This window comes from Agrobacterium salinitolerans, from assembly GCF_002008225.1.
Lineage (GTDB): Bacteria > Pseudomonadota > Alphaproteobacteria > Rhizobiales > Rhizobiaceae > Agrobacterium > Agrobacterium salinitolerans.
This window is the reverse complement of sequence record NZ_MRDH01000027.1, coordinates 244,281-262,627: the sequence shown is the minus strand read 5'-3', so window position 1 is coordinate 262,627 and position 18,347 is coordinate 244,281. Positions and strand designations below refer to the sequence as shown.

The 18,347-nt window shown below is 60.6% G+C and carries 16 protein-coding genes; 6 read left to right on the top strand and 10 right to left on the bottom strand.

Annotation, left to right across the window (positions count from 1 at the left end):
- Positions 1-105: 105 nt before the first annotated feature.
- Positions 106-1,224 carry a mandelate racemase/muconate lactonizing enzyme family protein gene (locus BS627_RS19585; protein WP_077984827.1) on the bottom strand — a complete coding sequence of 373 codons (1,119 nt, stop codon included), beginning with the start codon at positions 1,222-1,224 and terminating at the stop codon, positions 106-108.
- A gap of 230 nt (positions 1,225-1,454) precedes the next feature.
- On the opposite strand from BS627_RS19585, the gene BS627_RS19580 reads away from it, so the two are divergent.
- Positions 1,455-2,129, top strand: coding sequence for a GntR family transcriptional regulator (locus BS627_RS19580; protein WP_077984826.1), 675 nt, complete (start codon positions 1,455-1,457; stop codon positions 2,127-2,129).
- Positions 2,130-2,238: 109 nt separating this feature from the next.
- On the top strand, positions 2,239-3,708 hold the full coding sequence (locus tag BS627_RS19575) for a mannitol dehydrogenase family protein (RefSeq protein WP_077984825.1): 1,470 nt from the start codon (positions 2,239-2,241) through the stop codon (positions 3,706-3,708).
- A gap of 51 nt (positions 3,709-3,759) precedes the next feature.
- Here the strand turns inward: BS627_RS19575 and BS627_RS19570 are convergent, their stop codons facing one another.
- The 8 genes from BS627_RS19570 to BS627_RS19530 form a co-directional block, all read right to left on the bottom strand.
- A complete protein-coding gene (locus tag BS627_RS19570) occupies positions 3,760-4,605 on the bottom strand; it encodes an ATP-binding cassette domain-containing protein (RefSeq protein ID WP_077984824.1) in 846 nt (281 codons plus the stop codon).
- The gene (locus BS627_RS19565) at positions 4,602-5,441 is read right to left on the bottom strand and encodes an ABC transporter ATP-binding protein (RefSeq protein ID WP_077984823.1); all 840 of its coding nucleotides are present in this window, start codon (positions 5,439-5,441) and stop codon (positions 4,602-4,604) included. Before BS627_RS19565 ends, BS627_RS19570 begins: the two co-directional genes overlap by 4 nt.
- A 3-nt stretch (positions 5,442-5,444) precedes the next feature.
- A complete protein-coding gene (locus tag BS627_RS19560; protein WP_077984822.1) occupies positions 5,445-6,359 on the bottom strand; it encodes an ABC transporter permease subunit in 915 nt (304 codons plus the stop codon).
- The gene (locus tag BS627_RS19555) at positions 6,356-7,363 is read right to left on the bottom strand and encodes an ABC transporter permease subunit (RefSeq protein ID WP_077984821.1); all 1,008 of its coding nucleotides are present in this window, start codon (positions 7,361-7,363) and stop codon (positions 6,356-6,358) included. Before BS627_RS19555 ends, BS627_RS19560 begins: the two co-directional genes overlap by 4 nt.
- A gap of 61 nt (positions 7,364-7,424) precedes the next feature.
- Positions 7,425-9,029: an ABC transporter substrate-binding protein gene (locus BS627_RS19550; RefSeq protein ID WP_077984820.1), complete on the bottom strand. Its 1,605-nt coding sequence runs from the start codon at positions 9,027-9,029 to the stop codon at positions 7,425-7,427.
- A gap of 119 nt (positions 9,030-9,148) precedes the next feature.
- Entirely contained in the window at positions 9,149-10,336 is a 1,188-nt protein-coding gene (locus BS627_RS19545; RefSeq protein WP_077984865.1) for a M24 family metallopeptidase, read from the bottom strand.
- 551 nt (positions 10,337-10,887) lie between these two features.
- Complete coding sequence (locus tag BS627_RS19535) at positions 10,888-11,637, bottom strand: SDR family oxidoreductase (protein WP_077984819.1); 750 nt, start codon at positions 11,635-11,637, stop codon at positions 10,888-10,890.
- Complete coding sequence (locus BS627_RS19530; protein ID WP_077984818.1) at positions 11,634-12,248, bottom strand: nucleoside 2-deoxyribosyltransferase; 615 nt, start codon at positions 12,246-12,248, stop codon at positions 11,634-11,636. The genes BS627_RS19535 and BS627_RS19530 overlap by 4 nt, the downstream gene beginning before the upstream one ends.
- Before the next feature lie 176 nt (positions 12,249-12,424).
- On the opposite strand from BS627_RS19530, the gene BS627_RS19525 reads away from it, so the two are divergent.
- The 4 genes from BS627_RS19525 (at position 12,425) to BS627_RS19510 (ending at position 16,520) form a co-directional block, all read left to right on the top strand.
- Positions 12,425-13,051: a ribonuclease D gene (locus tag BS627_RS19525; protein WP_077984817.1), complete on the top strand. Its 627-nt coding sequence runs from the start codon at positions 12,425-12,427 to the stop codon at positions 13,049-13,051.
- 83 nt (positions 13,052-13,134) lie between these two features.
- Positions 13,135-14,361 (top strand): hypothetical protein, encoded by a 1,227-nt coding sequence (locus tag BS627_RS19520; RefSeq protein ID WP_077984816.1) that lies wholly within the window; start codon positions 13,135-13,137, stop codon positions 14,359-14,361.
- Positions 14,362-14,410: 49 nt separating this feature from the next.
- Complete coding sequence (locus tag BS627_RS19515) at positions 14,411-14,719, top strand: hypothetical protein (RefSeq protein WP_077984815.1); 309 nt, start codon at positions 14,411-14,413, stop codon at positions 14,717-14,719.
- 253 nt (positions 14,720-14,972) lie between these two features.
- On the top strand, positions 14,973-16,520 hold the full coding sequence (locus tag BS627_RS19510) for a hypothetical protein (RefSeq protein WP_077984814.1): 1,548 nt from the start codon (positions 14,973-14,975) through the stop codon (positions 16,518-16,520).
- Positions 16,521-16,618: 98 nt separating this feature from the next.
- On the opposite strand, the gene rpsA is transcribed toward BS627_RS19510, so the two are convergent.
- The gene (gene rpsA, locus BS627_RS19505; protein ID WP_063947182.1) at positions 16,619-18,319 is read right to left on the bottom strand and encodes a 30S ribosomal protein S1; all 1,701 of its coding nucleotides are present in this window, start codon (positions 18,317-18,319) and stop codon (positions 16,619-16,621) included.
- Between the last annotated feature and the right edge of the window lie 28 nt (positions 18,320-18,347).

Sequence of the window (18,347 nt, the reverse complement as noted above, 5' to 3'; positions counted from 1 at the left end):
CTGTTCAGGAGCAGGTTTCTTCAACATGTCCCAATGAATCATAAACCCCCAGCTCACGCCAGGGGTTTGTCAGCAGTCTGGCGGCGCATTTTATGCGCCGCCTTTTTATTTCACCGCCTTGCCGTAGCGGGCGAAGCTTTCCGCTAGCGGCGTGGTGCTAGCGCCGGGGCGCTCCGGACGTTTGTAAACACCGTCCCGCACATGGATCGGCTCTTCGAAATGATCCTTGATCCACGGAATATATTCGAGAACAGTCGAGGCCGGGTGCCAGTAGCTCAGATGCACATGCACCTGGCTCATCTCGCCGGCATGCGGCACAACGGGCAGGCGATGGGCAAGCGCCAGATCGGCGACCTGAATATATTCGGTGATGCCGCCGAGCCGGGTCACATCCGGCTGGACATAGGCGACCGCACCCGCATCGATGAATGAGCGGAACGCATCCACCGTGTAGAGCTGCTCCCCGAGCGCAATCGGAATGGATGTATTGCGCGCCAGCCGCGCATGGCTCGTCACATCGTCATACCAGAGCGGCTCCTCGAACCAGTAAATGTCCAGATCCTTCGCCGCCGCGCAGAAACGCTGGCAGGTCGGCAGATCCCACTTGCCGTTGCCATCGATGGCGATGCGGATGGACGAACCGACACGCTTACGCACGGCCGCAAGGCGGGCAATGTCGATATTCGGATCGTCATGCCCGACCTTGATCTTCAGGCGGGTGAAACCGTCTTCCTCCACCGCCCTTGCGCTGCCCGCCAGCAAATCTTCCAGCGCGAAGGAAAGCCAGCCGATATCGGTATTATAAGCCTCCACCGCCGCCGTGCGCGCGCCGCCGAGATAGTGCCAGAGCGGCACGCCCGCCTTTTTCGCCTTCAGGTCCCAGAGCGCAACGTCCACTGCCGCCAGCGCCAGATGGGTGATGCCCGCCCTGCCGACCCATTGTAGAGCCGGATAACGGGCCAGTTTCGTCCAGAGCCTCGAATGCTCCGACGCATCCTCCCCCACCAGCAAGGGCGCGTAACAATCGCTGATGCAGGATGTGATCAGCCTGTCCGACGGCAGATGCGCGTGGGTGCCGGTAAAACCATAGCCCTCAAGGCCATCGCTGGTGGTGATCTTTGCACCGACGACGCCCCAATGGGTGATGCTATGGGTGGAATCGGAAATGGACTCCGATGTCAGCGGCAGGTGCAGGATGAAAGGTTCGACAGCGGTAATTCTCATGATCGGTCATTCCTCGATGCTTGATCGCTTCCGGGGAGGAATAGACGCCGCGCGCCGCGACCACGGGCCGCGAAGATGGCTTTCGGGAAATTGCCAGACCGCCCTCCTCCAGCAGCCGGCTTCCAATGACGGATAGAGCTAAAGCAAAAATGGCCTTTGTAAAATAAAAAATTTTTTATTTTTAATATTCCGCCATTGCCAGTCCCGCAAAGCTGGGCGATGATGCCGCCATGAACTCGCTGGTCAAAGTCACGCTCGCCGAACAGGCGCATCAGGAACTGCGCGCGCGCATTGTCAGCGGTAGATTGCGCGGCGGCGAACGCCTGCTCCCGAACGAGCTTGCCGCCGATCTCGGCATCAGCCCCACGCCGGTCAAGGAAGCGTGCCTGAAACTCGAGGCCGATGGACTGGTGGTCAATTCCTCCCGGCGCGGCATGGTGGTTCGCGATTTCACCGTGGAGGATGTGGAGGAACTTTACGCCGCCAGAATGCTGCTCGAAAAAGGTGCGGTGGAAGTGGCCTTCGATGCCGGGCAACTGGATGGAGCCCTGCACGCGGAGCTTCTGGAAAGCCTTGCGAAACATCGCGAATTCGCCAAAGGCTCGACGCTCGACGAATTGTCGAAAGCGCTTTTTTATGACCGCAGCTTCCATGCGACCCTTGTATCGGCGGCGCGCATTCCGGTCATTTCCGGCTCGCATGAGCGCATTCTCGACCAGACCCACACGGTTTTCGTCTCTATCCTCGGCGATTACGCCCGCTCGGTCGAGGAGCACCAGAATATCGCCGATGCCATCACCGCCGGCAGCAAGGCCCAGATCGTCGATGCCCTGTGGCGGCATCTCGAGCGCAGCCGCCAGAATACGCTGCGCCAGGTCCGGCTACTCAAAGAGGCCGGCGCCTGATCATTCCGCATGTGAGGGGAGGAACCGACATGATGTGCCACAAGCCGGACGTCGCAACGAGAGCGGCGCAAGCCACAACCGCCCCGTTCCGCATGGGGATTTTGCATCGATGACAGATCGGCTTTCCGCTGCAACCCTGCCCCGCCTGGCGCAATCCGTCACGACACCCGCCTATGACCGTCAAAGCGTCACGCCCGGCATCGTCCACCTGGGCGTCGGAGCCTTTCATCGGGCGCATCAGGCGGTTTTCATCGACGATTGCCTTAATCGCGGCGAAGCCCGATGGGGCATCGTCGCGGCATCGCTGCGCAGCCCTGATACGCGCGACGCCATCGAGCCGCAGGATAATCTCTACACCTTTTGCCTGCGAGACGGTGAGAGCGAGCGCATGCGCGTGATCGGTTCTATTCTCGAAACCATCGTCGCGCCGGAAGAGCCTGAACGGCTGTTGGAGCGGATGGCCGATCCGCGCGTCCTCATCGTCACCCTGACCGTGACGGAAAAAGGTTACCTGACCAATCTCGCCTCCCGCAGCCTGCTGCGCGATCATCCCGATATCGTCCATGATCTCGAAAACCAGGAGCGGCCGCGCTCCATCTTCGGCTTCATCCTTGCGGCCACACGGCGCAGGCGTAAAGAGGGTTCCCGGCCCCTGACGCTCCTTTCCTGCGACAACCTGCCCGCCAACGGCCATGTGCTGCAAAAGCTTCTGCTGGAGTTTGCGGAATTGACCGATCCGGAACTGGCATCCTTCATTAGAACCAATATTGCCTGCCCCTGCTCGATGGTGGACCGGATCGTTCCCGCCACCACGGATGCCGATCGCGAGGCGATTTCGACCGCACTCGGCCTCAGCGACGCCTGGCCGGTGGTGGCCGAACCCTATTTCCGTTTCGTCATTGAAGACCGTTTTCCGCATGGAAGGCCGGCGCTCGAGAAATCGGGCGTGGAATTCGTCGGCAATGTCGAGCCATACGAGCATATGAAGCTCAGAATACTGAATGGCTCCCACAGTGCCATCGCCGCCATCGGCCAGATTGCCGGCCTTGCGACGGTGGCGGATGCATGGAATGAAAAGCCCGTGCGCGATTTCGTCGACGCCTATTGGCGCGAGATCGAACGGACGCTCGACCCCGCCGTCGACGGGGCGGAATTCGCAGACGGCCTGCGGGAGCGTTTCGCCAACCCCTCATTGCAGCACAAGACCATGCAGATCGCCTCCGATGCGTCGCAGAAAGTGCCGCTGCGCATTCTTGGCCCCTTGCGCGAATTGCTTGCGGAGAAGGCTGAAAGCCGGGCGGTCATTTTCGCCGTCGCGCTCTGGATCAGGTCCTGCGCGGACAAGAATGAAAAGGGGCAGCCGATCACCATTCTCGATCCCGCTTTCAAGGAGTGGGATGCGCCGGATCAACTGGCAATGACGCCGGATGCAGTCGTCGACCGATTTTTGACTTTCGAGCGCACATTTGGCAGCGACCTTCCCAGGAACGAAACCTTCGTCCCAGCCCTGAAAGCCGCCTATCGCGACATTCGGGAACAGGGCGCGCTTGCGGCAATCGAGCGTTTCCTGAAGTCCTGAAAAAAGAACAGGCCGGAAATCCGGCCTGTTCTTAACCTCGGTCGTCAGCCGTCAGGCCGTCGCTGCCAGCCGTGCCGCCTTGCGGCGTTCCACGCGGGCGCGGATGGCATCGACATCCGTAATCGGTGTCGCGGCGAAAAGCTGGCGGGTATAGGGGTGCTTCGGATCGGCGAAGAGTTCCTCGCGCGTGCCCTGCTCCACCGCCACACCCTTCGAAATGACCATCACATCGTCGGCGATGTAACGCACCACCGAAAGATCGTGGCTGACGAAAACATAGGTCAACTCGAATTCTTCCTGAAGGTCGGCGAGAAGGTTCAGCACCTGCGCCTGCACCGAAAGATCGAGCGCGGAGACCGGCTCATCCAGCACCAGCAGCGCCGGGTTCAGCATCAGTGCGCGCGCAATGGCGATGCGCTGGCGCTGGCCGCCGGAGAACATGTGTGGATAGCGGTTGAAATGTTCAGGACCGAGACCGACCTTCACCAGCATGGCTTCGGCCCGCTCGCGTCGCTCGGAAGCCGGTATCTTGGTATTGATGACCAGCGGCTCCATCAGGACGTCGCCCACCTTCTGGCGCGGATTGAGGCTGCCATAGGGGTTCTGGAACACCATCTGCACCTTGGAGCGCATCTCCGTATCGGGACGGCGTCTGGCGATATCGACCGGCTTGCCTTCGATCTTCAGTTCGCCGCCGGATGCCGGATCGATCAGCGCGATGATCCGCGCCAGCGTCGATTTACCGGAGCCGGATTCACCGACGATGGCGAGCGTCTTGCCGCGCTCGACGGTAAAGTCGATGCCCTTCAGTGCCTGCACCGTCTTGGCGCCGCCGAACATGCCGCCGGGAACGTGATAGTCGCGGGTAATGCCCTTGCCTTCGACAACGATACTCATTGAACGCCCTCCTTGCCGAAGAAATCGGAAACCGTGGGCAAACGGTCGCCGGTGGCATTTTCCGGCAGGGCCGAAAGCAGTGCCTTGGTATAGGGGTGCTGCGGGGCTTCGAACAGGCTCAAGACATCCGCCTCCTCCATCTTGCGGCCCTTATATTGTACCACGACGCGGTCGGCGGTTTCCGCCACGACGCCCATGTCATGGGTGATGAGGATCAGCGCCATGCCGTATTCTTCCTGCAGATTCATCAGCAGATCGAGGATCTGCTTCTGGATCGTCACATCAAGGGCGGTGGTCGGCTCGTCGGCGATCAGCAGGCGCGGCTTGGAGGCGATTGCAATCGCGATCATCACGCGCTGGCACTGGCCGCCGGACATCTGGTGCGGATAGGCCTTGAGCTTGGTTTCCGGCTCGGGAATGCCGACAGCCCGGAACAGTTCAAGGGCGCGGGCGCGCGCGGCAGCGCCGCTCATGCCGAGATTGAGGCGCAGAACCTCCTCGATCTGGAAACCCACCGTGAAGGACGGATTGAGCGAGGCGATGGGCTCCTGGAAGATCATGGTGATCTCGCGGCCGATCAGCCTGCGGCGCTCCTGCGGCGACATGGCCAACAGGTTCTTGCCGTCGAAGGTCATCTCATCGGCGGTGATCGTCGCCGTATCGGGCAGAAGCCCCATGACGGCGAGCATCGATACCGACTTGCCGGAACCGGACTCGCCGACGATGGCCAGCACTTCATGCTTGTCGACAGAGACGTCGATGCCGTCGACGGCCGTGAAGGCGCCGGTGGCGGTGGCGAATTTGACGGTGAGGTTTTTGATTTTCAGCAGGCTCATCGCTCAGCTCCGCTTCAGTTTGGGATCGAGCGCATCGCGCAGGCCGTCACCCATGAGGTTGATGGCGAGCACCGAGATCAGGATCGTCAGGCCCGGAAGGGTCACGACCCACCAGGCGCGCAGGATGAACTCGCGCGCTTCCGCCAGCATCGTGCCCCATTCGGAGGCGGGCGGCTGCGCGCCCATGCCGAGGAAGCCGAGAGCGGCGGCATCGAGAACCGCAGACGAGAAGGAGAGCGTCGCCTGAACGATCAGCGGTGCAAGGCAGTTCGGCAGGATGGTCTTGAACATCAGCCGGAAATTGCCGGCACCGGCCACGCGGGCGGCGGTGACATATTCTCGTCTCAACTCAGTCATGACGGCCGCACGCGTCAGACGCGCAAAATGCGGTTGGTAGACGATGGCGATCGCAATCATGGCGTTGGTGAGACCCGGCCCGAGGACCGCAACCAGCACCAGCGCCAGAAGCAGCGACGGAAACGCCAGAATGACGTCCATGACGCGCATGATGACGGTATCGACCCAGCCGCCGAAGAAGCCGGCAATGAGACCGATGACGATGCCGCCGACGAGCGCGATGGAAACGACGACGATTCCGATGAACAGCGAATATTGCGCACCATAGATCAGGCGGGACAGCATGTCGCGGCCCACCGCGTCGGTGCCGAAGAAGAAGGCGGCACGACCGCCTTCCTGCCAGACCGGCGGCACGAGCAGCGCATCGCGATATTGTTGTGTCGGATCATGCGGGGCCAGGATAGGCGCGAAGATCGCCACCAGCACAAGCAGGATGAAGACGGCAAGCCCGATGACGGCGCCGCGGTTCTGGCGGAAATAGAACCAGAAATCGGCAAGCATCCGGCGGCGGATGGCGGCGTCCGAAAGGCGGACGCCGGGAGTGGTGGTCACATCGGTCATTTGTGACGGATCCTCGGATTGATGAGGCCATAGGTCAGATCGACGAGCAGGTTGACGATCATCACCAGACCCGCAATCAGGAGCAAGCCGCTCTGCACGACAGGATAGTCGCGGCGCGAGATGGAATCGATCATCCACTTGCCGATGCCCGGCCAGGAAAAGATGGTTTCGGTCAGGATGGCGCCCGCCATCAGCACGCCGATCTGCAGGCCGATGGTGGTGATGACCGGGATCATGGCGTTGCGCAGCGCATGAATGCCGACGACACGGGCTGGAGACATGCCCTTGGCGCGGGCGGTGCGCACATAGTCCTCACCCATGACTTCCAGCATGGCCGAGCGCGTCTGGCGCGCAATCACCGCCAGCGGAATGGTGGCGAGCACGACGGAGGGCAGGATAAGATGCGAAAAGGCCGACACGAAGGCACCCTTCTGGCCCGAAATCAGGCTGTCGATCAGCATGAAACCGGTAACGGAGGGGAAGAAATACATCAGCGAAATGCGGCCCGACACCGGCGTCCATTGAAGGATGCCGGAGAACATGATGATCAGCAGCAGTCCCCACCAGAAGATCGGCATGGAGAAGCCGACAAGCGCGGTCGTCATGGAAATCTGGTCGAACCAAGAACCGCGACGGATGGCAGCGATGACGCCGACCGGCACGCCGATCAAGGTTGCGATGATGATGGCGACGAGACCAAGCTCGACCGTCGCGGGGAAGAGCGACAGGAACTCGGTCAGAACCGGCTTCTTGGTAACCAGCGAATTGCCGAGATCGCCCTGAAGCAACCGTCCGAGAAAATGAAGATATTGTTGCCAGATGGGCTGGCTGAAACCGAGTTGTTCGGCAAGCTGCGCATGCCGTTCGGGTGAAATGCCGCGTTCGCCCGCCATCAGCAGCACGGGATCTCCCGGCAGGACGCGCACGAAGGAGAAGGCGACAAAAGTGATCCCGAGAAATGTCGGAACGAGATAGAGAAGTTTGCCGAGAATGAACCGGATCATGGCTTTTTCCTGAAAAGACGCGCGGAAGAACAGGGTCCTTCCGCGCGTCCGTTGTTTGGGATTATTCCGCGATGTCGACGTTTTCGAAGGTGAAGTCGCCAAGCGGGCTCATGGTGAAGCCGGAGACCTTGGCGGACATGGGAACGAACTGCGTGGAATGCGCAAGCGTCGCCCACGGAGCCTGTTCCTTGAAGATCACCTGCGCCTGTTCGTAAAGCTTGGTGCGCTCGGCAACATCTGTCGCCTGCTTCGCCTTGGAAATCAGGTCGGAGAACTCCTTGTTGCACCACTGCGCACGGTTCGTGCCGCCTTCGCCTGCCGAAGCGCAGGAGAGCAGAACGCCCATGAAGTTATCAGGGTCACCGTTGTCACCGGTCCAGCCGAGGATGACGGCGCCGTCGCGGTTCACTTCCGTCGACTTCTTGAGATATTCACCCCATTCATAGGAGACGATCTCGGCCTTGACGCCAACCTTGGCGAAATCCGCCTGGATGAGTTCGGCGGTGCGGCGCGCGTTCGGCATGTAAGGACGCTGAACCGGCATTGCCCAGATCTTCATCGACAGATCCTTGACGCCAGCGGCTTCGAGGGCCTTCTTGGCAGCTTCCGGATCGTAAGCATCGTCCTTGATGCTGTCGTTATAGGACCACATGGTCGGCGGGATCGGGTTCTTGGCAACCTGACCGGCGCCCTGGAACACGGCATCGATGATCGCCTGCTTGTTCATCGCCATGTTCAGCGCCTTGCGGACTTCCGGCTTGTCGAAAGGCGCAACGGTGGTGTTATAGGCGAAATAGGCGACGTTCAGACCCGGCTGTTCGTCGAGCTTGAGGTTGGAATCGGCGCGGATGGCGGCAAGATCGGCCGGAGCCGGGTACGGCATCAGGTGGCATTCGCCGGCCTTCAGCTTCTGCAGGCGAACGGCGGCGTCAGGCGTGATCGCGAAGATCAGGTCGTCGATCTTCGGAGCTTCACCCCAATAGTCGGCATTCTTCTGGTAGCGGATGACCGCGTCCTTCTGATAGGCGACGAACTTGAACGGGCCGGTGCCGATCGGCAGGTTGTTGAAGTCTTCCTTGGTGCCGGCCTTTTCCAGCGTATCGGCATATTCCTTCGACACGATGGAGGCGAAAGGCATGGCGATATTGGCGAGGAACGGCGCTTCCGGGCGGGTCAGCACGAACTTGACGGTGTAATCGTCGACCTTGACGATGTCCTTGATCAGCGACGGCATTTCCATGGAGTTGAAATATTCGTAGGTGATGCCTGCGATATACTGGTTCCACGGGTTCTTAGCATCGCGCTGGCGGTCGTAGCTGAAGATCACGTCATCGGCGTTGAATTCGCGGCTCGGCGTGAACTTGTCGTTGGAGTGCCACTTCACGCCCTTGCGCAGGTGGAAGGTATATTCCAGACCGTCGCTCGAAACTTCCCATTTTTCGGCAAGGCCGGGCTCAACTTCGGTCGTGCCCTTCTTGAACTCGGTCAGGCGGTTGTAGACCGGATGCGCGGAAGCGTCGAAGGTGCCGCCGGCGGTGTAGGGCGACGGATCGAAGCCTTCCGGCGATGCCTCGGAGCAATAAACGAAGGTCTTCGCCATGGCGGGCATGGCGGAAGTGATCGCAATCGCAGAGGCGATAAGCAAACTGCGGGTCAGCGTTTTCATCTGGTGGTCCTTTCCCTCTTTTTCTGAGTTCCTGCGGCCCCGTCAGGGGGCCTACCTCTTCTGGTCAGCAGCGACGCGGGAGCCCCATGTCGCCGTTCGGTCCTTTGCCTCCCGACCAATTACCCGGCGACCGGCTGAAACAACCGGTCGAGGTTCTTCTCCGGCGGGCAGAACCAGCGCGGTCCCGCCTCCGTCATATAGGCTATGTCTTCGAGACGGACGCCGCATTCGCCATAAACGCACAGCATCGGCTCGATGGAAAAACACATGCCCGGCTTAAGCGCCGTGGTGTTTCCTGCAACGATATAGGGTTCTTCGTGAATATCCAGCCCAAGCCCGTGGCCGGTGCGGTGCGGCAGGCCGGGAAGCTGATAATCCGGGCCGAAACCGGCCGCTTTCAGGCTCTCGCGCGCGGCCCTGTCCACATCCGAACAGGCAGCGCCGACTTGGGCTGCGGCAAATGCCGCCGCCTGCGCGTCGCGCTCGGCGTTCCAGAGGAAACGCTGCCGTTCCGTCGGTTTGCCGAAGACATAGGTGCGGGTGATATCGGAACGATAACCGTGAAGAATGCCGCCGAGATCGACCAGCACCATATCGCCTTCGCTGAGCGTCTGCGCATGGGGCACGCCATGCGGATAGGCCGTCGCCTCGCCGAACTGGACGGCCACGAATAGTGGCTTCAGGCCAAGGGCAATATGCGCCGTGTTGACGAAATCGGCGACTTCCGTGGTGGAAACGCCGGGACGCAGCCCTTCGAAAACCGCCTTCTGCACGCGGTAGCTCGCGTCCATCGCCGTCTGGATGATGGCGATCTCGGCTGCGGATTTGACCTGCCGCTGGGCGACGATCATCGGCTGGGCGGAAATGATGCGGCCTTCCAGACGTTGCATGAGGGCCGATGCGAAGACAAAGGGGGTGGCGGGATCGATGGCGACAAGATGACCGGGACAGGCCAGCGCCTCAATGCGCCTTGCCATCAGGTCGAAGGGGCTTTCATCCTCTTCCCAGACGGCAACCTCACCCGGAATGCGGATGAGCGTCTGAAGCTTCGGCTCCTCGAAGGTCGGACTGACATAGACCGGAGGGCCTTCCGCCGGCACCAGGGCGCCATGAATGCGCTCGGAAAGACCAAGCGACAGGCCGGTATAATAGGTCAGCGACGATGATGCATCGAGCCAGACCGCCTTGATATTTTGCTGGATCATTCGCGCCTGCAGGCCGCGTAGCCGCAACCCGAGCTCGTCTTCAGCGATCGATGAAACCGCGATCGGCTGAAACCGCTTCAGCGTCTCTTGAAAGTCTGCCATTCTCTCCCCGCCGCTTTCGGGCCGCAGACACAGGCGTGCCGGCAACCTCCCAAGCGTTCTTTTGCACATGCTTAAACACAGGGCGGGGGCTAAGCAATGGCCCGGCCGGGCGCACCACGACAAAACTGTGCAAATTTATCTAGACATAACGGAAATGTGATCGACGCACGCCTGATTTCAACACGCGTTGCCTTGACGGAGAAATTCAAAATCCCCTGGAAATCCAAGGGCGATCACGGCTCGCCCTCGGCACTGAGCCGGCGCGCAGGAAGTCGTCAGCCAAAAATATTCAAGGAAAACACGCCCAAAAAGGAAAAAGCCTGCCGCGGGAGGAGGTGCGGCAGGCTTCAAACTTGATCGGCGATTGGGAGGAGGAGTACCACCGATCCACATCGAGCGACGCTGGGAGGAGGAGTGCGTCGCTTCGATGATTTGAATATAGCGGTATCCGTGATTTTTAACAGAGCAAGTCTCGCAATGCAGCATTGCATTTCTGCATAGCTCGACAATTCCTGCCCGGTTTTTCAGCACTCCCCGGAATCGTGGGAAAATCAGCTTTCCCGATAGACCTGGAAACCGGCGAAGGACTGGTTGACCGGCATGAGTTCGAGGCTGTTGATGTTGATGTGCTTGGGCTGCGAGGCGACCCAGTGAATGGTGTTGGCAATATCGTCCGCCGTAATCGGATTGACGCCCTTGTAGAGATTGTCCGAGGCTTCCTGATTGCCGCCGGTGCGCACCAGCGTAAATTCCGTTTCGCACATGCCGGGCTCGATGGACGTCACCCGCACGCCCTTGCCATGCAGGTCGGAACGCAGGCCAAGCGAAAACTGCCGCAGGAACGCTTTGGTGCCGCCATACACATTGCCGCCCGTATAGGGGTAATGTGCCGCCACTGACGAGAGGTTGACGACAATACCCTTGCGCCCGATCAGCGTCGGCAACAGATGATGGGTGATGTTGAGGAGACCGGTGATGTTGGTGTCCACCATGGTCTGCCAGTCTTTCAAGGGCACCTGCGGTGCGGGCGCGGTGCCGAGTGCCAGACCGGCGTTGTTGACGAGAACGTCGATATCCCGAAAGCCCTCCGGCAACCCGGACAGCGCCTTTCCAGTCGCCTCCTCGTCGGTGATATCGAAGGCGAGGCCATGAAAGGCGGAGCCGAGTTCGGCGGAAAGCGCCTCCAGCCGCTCCGCCCGCCGACCCGTGCCGATGACCTTCCAGCCCTCCTTGACGAAGCGCCGCGCCGCGGCCTGTCCGAAGCCGGATGTCGCGCCGGTGATGAGGATGGTTCCGCTCATGATGATGCCTCCACTCTATTCGTTTTTTCAGGGTCAATCGGTGTCAGTAACTTTTCGGCCGCCGCCGCGAGACAGCGCCTGTAGGCCTCGAGATCCGTATACAAGGCCTCTTCGGGAGCATCGCCAATGATGATGACGCCGCCGCGCCGCAAAATCCCGCCATGCAGCATGAGATTGTCGACCATGTCGAAATTCTCGATCGATAGCCCGTCCGGCCCGCGATAACGGCCCGTTTCATCCAGGGTGGCGACGCCGCCATAATGCGCCTTGATGCGGGTGAAGTGATTGGCCGCAACATTGGTATAGGCAAAGACCGGCTTGCCCAGCGCGCACATGAAGCCCAGTTCATAGCTGGTTCCCGTATCGGCCGCGATGCCGCGAAACGGCGTGAGATTGGCGATCACCGCATCCGCTTCCAGCATCATCCGCTCATCGACGGCATTGATGTTGCAGCCGTGACCGACCCTGGTATCCGCCGGCGGAATTTGCAGATCGCCCGGCGAAAGCGGCGTGAAACCGGCTTCCCGCGCCAGCGAGGCCTTGAGATCGAGCATTTCGCGCGCGTTCGGCAGGAAGACTTCCGGTCCGGCGAGATAGATTTTCTTTGTCATCAGGAATTCATGCGATTTGTCAGGAAAGAATGTCTGACCCTAACCCGGGGACTTTCGCAAAGGCAAGTACCAAGGGCGGTGGAGCGCGATGCGCTGGGCGGGCCGATAAAACGGTATCGTCCCGCCGCTCTTTCCGTTATAGCCGGAGCAGGAAACTGGAATTTCTGGAGCAGGACATGGCAGCACCCATCCGTTACCACGAAGGCGATATTTCCGCCGAAGATGCCGCGCGTTACAACGGCGCCATCGCAATCGATACGGAAACGCTGGGACTGGTGCCGCGCCGCGACCGCCTCTGCGTCGTTCAGCTTTCGCCGGGCGACGGCACCGCGGACGTCATTCGCATCGCCGCCGGCCAGAGGCAAGCGCCAAACCTCGTGCGGATGCTTGCCGACCCCGCCCGCCAGAAGATCTTTCACTATGGCCGTTTCGATATCGCTGTTTTGTTCCACACCTTCGGCGTGACGACCACGCCGGTCTTCTGCACCAAGATCGCCTCGCGGCTGACCCGCACCTATACCGACCGGCACGGGCTGAAGGATAATCTCAAGGAAATGCTGGAAGTCGATATTTCCAAGGCCCAGCAATCTTCCGACTGGGCTGCCGAGACCCTGTCGCCGGCCCAGCTCGAATATGCAGCCTCCGACGTGCTGCACCTGCACGCGCTGCGCGACAAGCTGACGGGGCGTCTCGTGCGTGACGGCCGCCTCGACCATGCCGACGCCTGTTTCGCCTTTCTGCCGACCCGCGCGAAGCTCGATCTCCTCGGCTGGGAAGAAACCGATATTTTCGCCCATAGCTGAGCCTTCTGCCGCTTCGTTTAAGCACTGATTTACCAGAATTGCCTATTCTCGGCCGCAACTTTGGGCGGCCGGGGATTTTCCAGATGATTACTCCGTTACAGCGGACGGCGGGCATTGCAGTCAGCGACCTCATGCGCTCGATGGTTGAAACTATCGAAGAACGCCAGCGCGAAGAGCAGGAAAAGGCCAACGGCACCAAAAAGAACGATGCGGTCAAGACAAACCCGCTCCCGGACGAAAGCCAGCGCGCCGCCAACGAGAAGATAAGCGCCTATCTCTTCGGCGCCATGAAACTCGATCCTGACGCTTTCTTGTCCCTCATCTCCCGGTTTGTTTCTGCGCTTGGCGTCACGCAGGAAGCAAACGAATCGAGCTTTGCCTTCGCAAGCCGGCTCCAGGACGCGCTTACGCTGACCCAGTTCGAAAAATCCGACGCACTGGGAAATGCCAGGAAGATTTCCCTGATATCCTTTGGCGTTTCGGAAGCGCAGGTCGTGGATGTGCTGAACAACGGCGCCAACGCCAAGACCGCCCCCATGGCCGCGCTTGCCGCCCGCATTGCGAAGGGCGCAGGCCTGACCGGCACGGAAGAGGATTTCGGCGAGCAGATGTCGAATGCCATCATGGCGGCGCGCGCGACCCTGCCGAAAAACGTCGACGATCTGGAAGAATCGACCGGCATCAAACAACTCGGCGTCTCCGCCCGGCAGATGATCGCCGCCATCGCCAATCCCTATGGCGATGAGGCGCGCGCCGTTAAGGACGCGCTGAACCACCAGACGCAGAGCGCCAGTTTCATGACGCGTGAAACCCTGAAGGTCATCCAGCGTCTGGAAGACGTCGCCGATCCCAAAACCAAGGAAGAGTTGCAGGCCGAACGTGGTGAAGAACGCATCGGCGAAATCAACGATGCCGAAGTGAAGGCCGAAAGGAAACAGGATATTCAGGCCCGCAATGCGCAGGGCAAGCTTGACGACGTTAAAGAGCTCCAGGACGTCGTGAAGGAGCATATCGATGCTTCCGGCGACGAAAAAACGGCAGGCGACGACCCGCAGGCGCCGGCCGACACGTCATCGGAAACGACACTGATCTCCGTACTTGCAGCTGCGCCCGCTGAGCAGGCCGCCCCGGCGGAAACCGAAAATGTGCCCGCGGAGACAGACACCGGCCGCAATCGGGCCGAGACGGAAACGGACGGCCAAAAACTGCTCGATGCGCAGGCGCTTGTCGAAGACGCCCGCAGAGCCATTTTGCCGATCTCGATCGACGACAATGGCCTTTATGAACTGCTGAAGAAGAAGGCGGCATGATTGCCGCTCCCGATCATTCCCTTGAACAAAACATGATGTGAGTTCAGACATGACCGATATTTCCGGCCTGGCTGGCAGCGCCGCTTACGACACAGAACCCAATGCCGCGCAGGCGCTGCTATCCATGGCCGCCCCGCCGCTCGTCCCCGATGATGCGGCCTTCACCGCGCCCGCTGACGAAGCCAGCCCCATCGACCCCGCGAACGCTCAACCCGAAAGAAGACTTCCCAAGGCAAGCTGGCTCGACGCCATGCCGCCGGAAGCTTTTGAGACGGCACCCAGCGATCCCGACCATATTTCCTCGGTCAATTCCGACGATAACGGCCTTTACCGGATGTTCATCGGCGTTTCTCCCTAACGGACGCCAATTCGTTGGTTAGCCAAATCTTAATATCTGCAAGCCAAGATTGAGCTTGATGATTCTGTATGCGCTGCCGCCCGCATTGCGGGCAGAGGCGTATACGGCGCTCCCGCATGAGCGGGCGAGATGACACCTGTCCATCACCGGCGCGGCGATTTTTTCAACATTCAAGCCAGATGCGGATCACAGAGCCAATGGGGATTGGCCCTTTCGCCGCCAGCGGCGGTCACCGATAGAAACGGAGCGCAGCATGTTACCGCCTGTCGCGAAAATTGCGGCAACCGACGCCGCCTATGGAGCCACGGTTTCACTGACACCGCGCGAGCAGGTGAAAGAGATCGCACCGCCATTGCCGAGCACCCCCGCCCCTGAAAACAGCAGCCTTTTTGCCCGTGCGGCAATCGCCTCCCTTACCAGTGAGTTTCAGCTCTCGCGCAGCACCGCGATTCTCGCGGAAGCACTCGGCAAGCTGATGAACCTGCCCCGGCGGGATGGCGAGGCCATAGAGACCTATGTGACGCGGCTGACGGAAGCGCTCCGCACCCTGCCGGCGTCACAACGCCTGGCGTTGGAACAGCAGGTCGGCAAGGCCCTGCAGGGTCTGACCCTTTCGATGCTCGCCGAAATCCTGAAACAGCCGACCGGACCGGATGCCGCCCGCCTCGCGCTACTGGTCGAGCTTTCCCGTTACAGGGGAATGGATCTTGCGGCGAAGGCGGTGATTTCCTCCTATCAGCAGAACAATTCCTCCAATCCCGCGCCCGCGCAATCGGCCCAGCCGAAACAGCAGAACGCGCAGAGCCAGAATGCGGAAGCTCGCCCGTCTCCGGCCGCGACAGCGCAGGCGGCAAATTCCGCCACCGTCAGCCGGCTCCTGCCGCTGCTCATCGGGCCGCTCGCCCTCAGCGGCGCAGCAATGAAAGCAACGGTGGCGGCGCTAACGGCGCAACTGGACCCCCGGCCTGCGCCTTCCACTCCGCCTGCCGACACACTTGAGATGCCGACCAATGCCGCAAAGCCGGATGGAAGAGCCGAAAACGCGGCACGTCCGCTTCCGCCACAAACCGGCAGCGTGACGAAGGAAGTATCGGCCGAGGTCCGCCCGGCAAATCCGCCCCGCGCCGAAACGGGCGAAGCCCGCCCCGCCCTTCCGCATCGGGAGACGATGAAGCCGGAGCAGAAAGAAATCCGCACGGGATTTACCCCGCCATCCGGTCCGCTCGCGGACGACGCCGAGACCATGAACACCCTGCTGCTTGCCGCCACAGCCGGCAAGCTTCCTGCCAAGGCAGCCGGTACACAGCAGCCTCTGCCCACGCCGCAAAGTGGCGCACAGCAACCGCCCGACGACCAGGCCGCTGAAAAAGCCACCGTCGCAACGGCCGCCGCCCGCCCCTCGGGTGAAGAAACGGAGACGGCGACCCATCGTCCAGAAGCCCAGCCCCTGTCGCGCGCCACACTGGACCCGGAAGCGAGAATGGCGATGCTGGAGCAATCGGCTTCGCAGTCATTGATCGCCGCCGCCCTGGTAAAAGACGGCACGCCGCTGCCGCTCATCGCCTATCCGCCGGCGGACGAAGACTATGAATCGGAAACACCGCCACGCGGAGGCGGTCCCTTTTCCGAGGATGAGGCGGAAGGTGAGGCCGAGACCGAGGCTGAAAATTCCGATGGTCAGGATGATACGGAAGAACGCATTGCTGCCAATGACCCGACCGACGAGCAGGAAAGCACGCCTGCAGCGGCTTCCGACGACAACGCAGAAAATTATTATCTCAAGATGAGCGGCATGCTCTGACAAGCGGGGGCCATTGCCCGCCCACCGGCGCGACCTGGAAGCAACAAAAAACCCGCCGGAAAATTCCGGCGGGTTCTTCATTTCAAAGATCGGAGCGATTATTCGCCGCGGTTCTTCAGAGCCGCGCCGAGGATGTCGCCGAGCGAAGCGCCCGAGTCGGAAGAACCGAACTGTGCGACGGCTTCCTTCTCTTCAGCGATTTCCAGAGCCTTGATCGAAAGCATGACCTTGCGGTCCTTCTTCGAGAAGTTGACGACGCGGGCGTCGACAACCTGGCCAACCGAGAAGCGCTCAGGGCGCTGCTCGTCACGATCACGGGAAAGGTCCGCGCGACGGATGAACGAGGTGAGGTCTTCGTGGTTGACGAGCTTCACTTCGATGCCGCCATCGTTGACCGCGGTGACTTCAGCGGAAACGACTGCGTTCTTGCGCAGGTCGCCGGAAGAAGCGGCTTCGCCAACAGCGTCCTTGCCGAGCTGCTTGATGCCGAGCGAGATGCGTTCCTTCTCAACGTCAACGTCGAGAACGACAGCCTTAACGACGTCACCCTTGTTGTACTCTTCGATGACCTGCTCGCCCGGACGGTTCCAGTCGAGGTCCGACAGGTGAACCATGCCGTCGACATCGCCTTCGAGGCCAATGAACAGGCCGAATTCGGTCTTGTTCTTGACTTCGCCTTCGACTTCCGTGCCAGCCGGATGGCTGTAAGCGAATGCCTGCCACGGGTTTTCAAGCGTCTGCTTGAGACCGAGCGAGATACGGCGCTTGGACGGATCGACTTCGAGAACGACAACGTCAACTTCCTGGCTCGTGGACAGGATCTTGCCGGGGTGTACGTTCTTCTTGGTCCAGGACATTTCGGAAATGTGGATCAGGCCTTCGATGCCCGGCTCCAGCTCAACGAATGCACCGTAGTCGGTGATGTTCGTGACCGTACCGGAGATCTTCTTGCCAACCGGGTACTTGGCGGAGATGCCATCCCACGGATCGGACTCGAGCTGCTTCATGCCGAGCGAGATACGGTGGGTTTCCTGGTTGATGCGGATGATCTGAACCTTGACCTGCTGGCCAATGTTGAGGATTTCCGAAGGATGGTTGACGCGGCGCCATGCCATGTCGGTAACGTGCAGCAGGCCGTCGATGCCGCCGAGGTCAACGAACGCACCGTAATCGGTGATGTTCTTGACGACGCCGTCAACAACCTGGCCTTCTTCGAGGTTCTGAACGATTTCAGAACGCTGCTCGGCGCGCGACTCTTCGAGAACCGTACGACGCGAAACAACGATGTTGCCGCGACGCTTGTCCATCTTGAGGATTTCGAAGGGCTGCGGGTTGTGCATCAGCGGGGTAACGTCGCGGATCGGACGAATGTCGACCTGCGAACGCGGCAGAAACGCAACAGCGCCGTCCAGATCGACGGTGAAACCACCCTTGACCTGGTTGAAGATGACGCCTTCGACGCGCTCGCCAGCTTCGAACTTGGCTTCGAGCTTGACCCAGCTTTCTTCGCGGCGAGCCTTCTCACGCGACAGAACAGCTTCGCCGAGAGCGTTTTCGATGCGCTCGACGTAAACTTCGACTTCGTCGCCGACCTTCAGCGTGCCGTCCTTGGACTTCGCGCCGAATTCCTTGAGCGGAACGCGACCTTCGACCTTGAGACCGACGTCAACGATCGCGACGTCCTTCTCGATTGCCGTTACGATACCCTTGGCAACATAGCCTTCGGCAAGATCGTTCGAGGCAAAGGATTCTTCGAGAAGCGCTGCGAAATCGTCGCGCGTGGGGGTAGATACTGACATGAAATCTCCTGAATGCATCCGCGTGAGC

Coding starts and splice junctions, on each gene's coding strand:
- BS627_RS19585 (WP_077984827.1), bottom strand. CDS start 1,224: ATGAGAATTACCGCTGTCGAACCTTTCATCCTGCACCTGCCGCTGACA.
- BS627_RS19580 (WP_077984826.1), top strand. CDS start 1,455: ATGAACTCGCTGGTCAAAGTCACGCTCGCCGAACAGGCGCATCAGGAA.
- BS627_RS19575 (WP_077984825.1), top strand. CDS start 2,239: ATGACAGATCGGCTTTCCGCTGCAACCCTGCCCCGCCTGGCGCAATCC.
- BS627_RS19570 (WP_077984824.1), bottom strand. CDS start 4,605: ATGAGTATCGTTGTCGAAGGCAAGGGCATTACCCGCGACTATCACGTT.
- BS627_RS19565 (WP_077984823.1), bottom strand. CDS start 5,441: ATGAGCCTGCTGAAAATCAAAAACCTCACCGTCAAATTCGCCACCGCC.
- BS627_RS19560 (WP_077984822.1), bottom strand. CDS start 6,359: ATGACCGATGTGACCACCACTCCCGGCGTCCGCCTTTCGGACGCCGCC.
- BS627_RS19555 (WP_077984821.1), bottom strand. CDS start 7,363: ATGATCCGGTTCATTCTCGGCAAACTTCTCTATCTCGTTCCGACATTT.
- BS627_RS19550 (WP_077984820.1), bottom strand. CDS start 9,029: ATGAAAACGCTGACCCGCAGTTTGCTTATCGCCTCTGCGATTGCGATC.
- BS627_RS19545 (WP_077984865.1), bottom strand. CDS start 10,336: ATGGCAGACTTTCAAGAGACGCTGAAGCGGTTTCAGCCGATCGCGGTT.
- BS627_RS19535 (WP_077984819.1), bottom strand. CDS start 11,637: ATGAGCGGAACCATCCTCATCACCGGCGCGACATCCGGCTTCGGACAG.
- BS627_RS19530 (WP_077984818.1), bottom strand. CDS start 12,248: ATGACAAAGAAAATCTATCTCGCCGGACCGGAAGTCTTCCTGCCGAAC.
- BS627_RS19525 (WP_077984817.1), top strand. CDS start 12,425: ATGGCAGCACCCATCCGTTACCACGAAGGCGATATTTCCGCCGAAGAT.
- BS627_RS19520 (WP_077984816.1), top strand. CDS start 13,135: ATGATTACTCCGTTACAGCGGACGGCGGGCATTGCAGTCAGCGACCTC.
- BS627_RS19515 (WP_077984815.1), top strand. CDS start 14,411: ATGACCGATATTTCCGGCCTGGCTGGCAGCGCCGCTTACGACACAGAA.
- BS627_RS19510 (WP_077984814.1), top strand. CDS start 14,973: ATGTTACCGCCTGTCGCGAAAATTGCGGCAACCGACGCCGCCTATGGA.
- rpsA (WP_063947182.1), bottom strand. CDS start 18,319: ATGTCAGTATCTACCCCCACGCGCGACGATTTCGCAGCGCTTCTCGAA.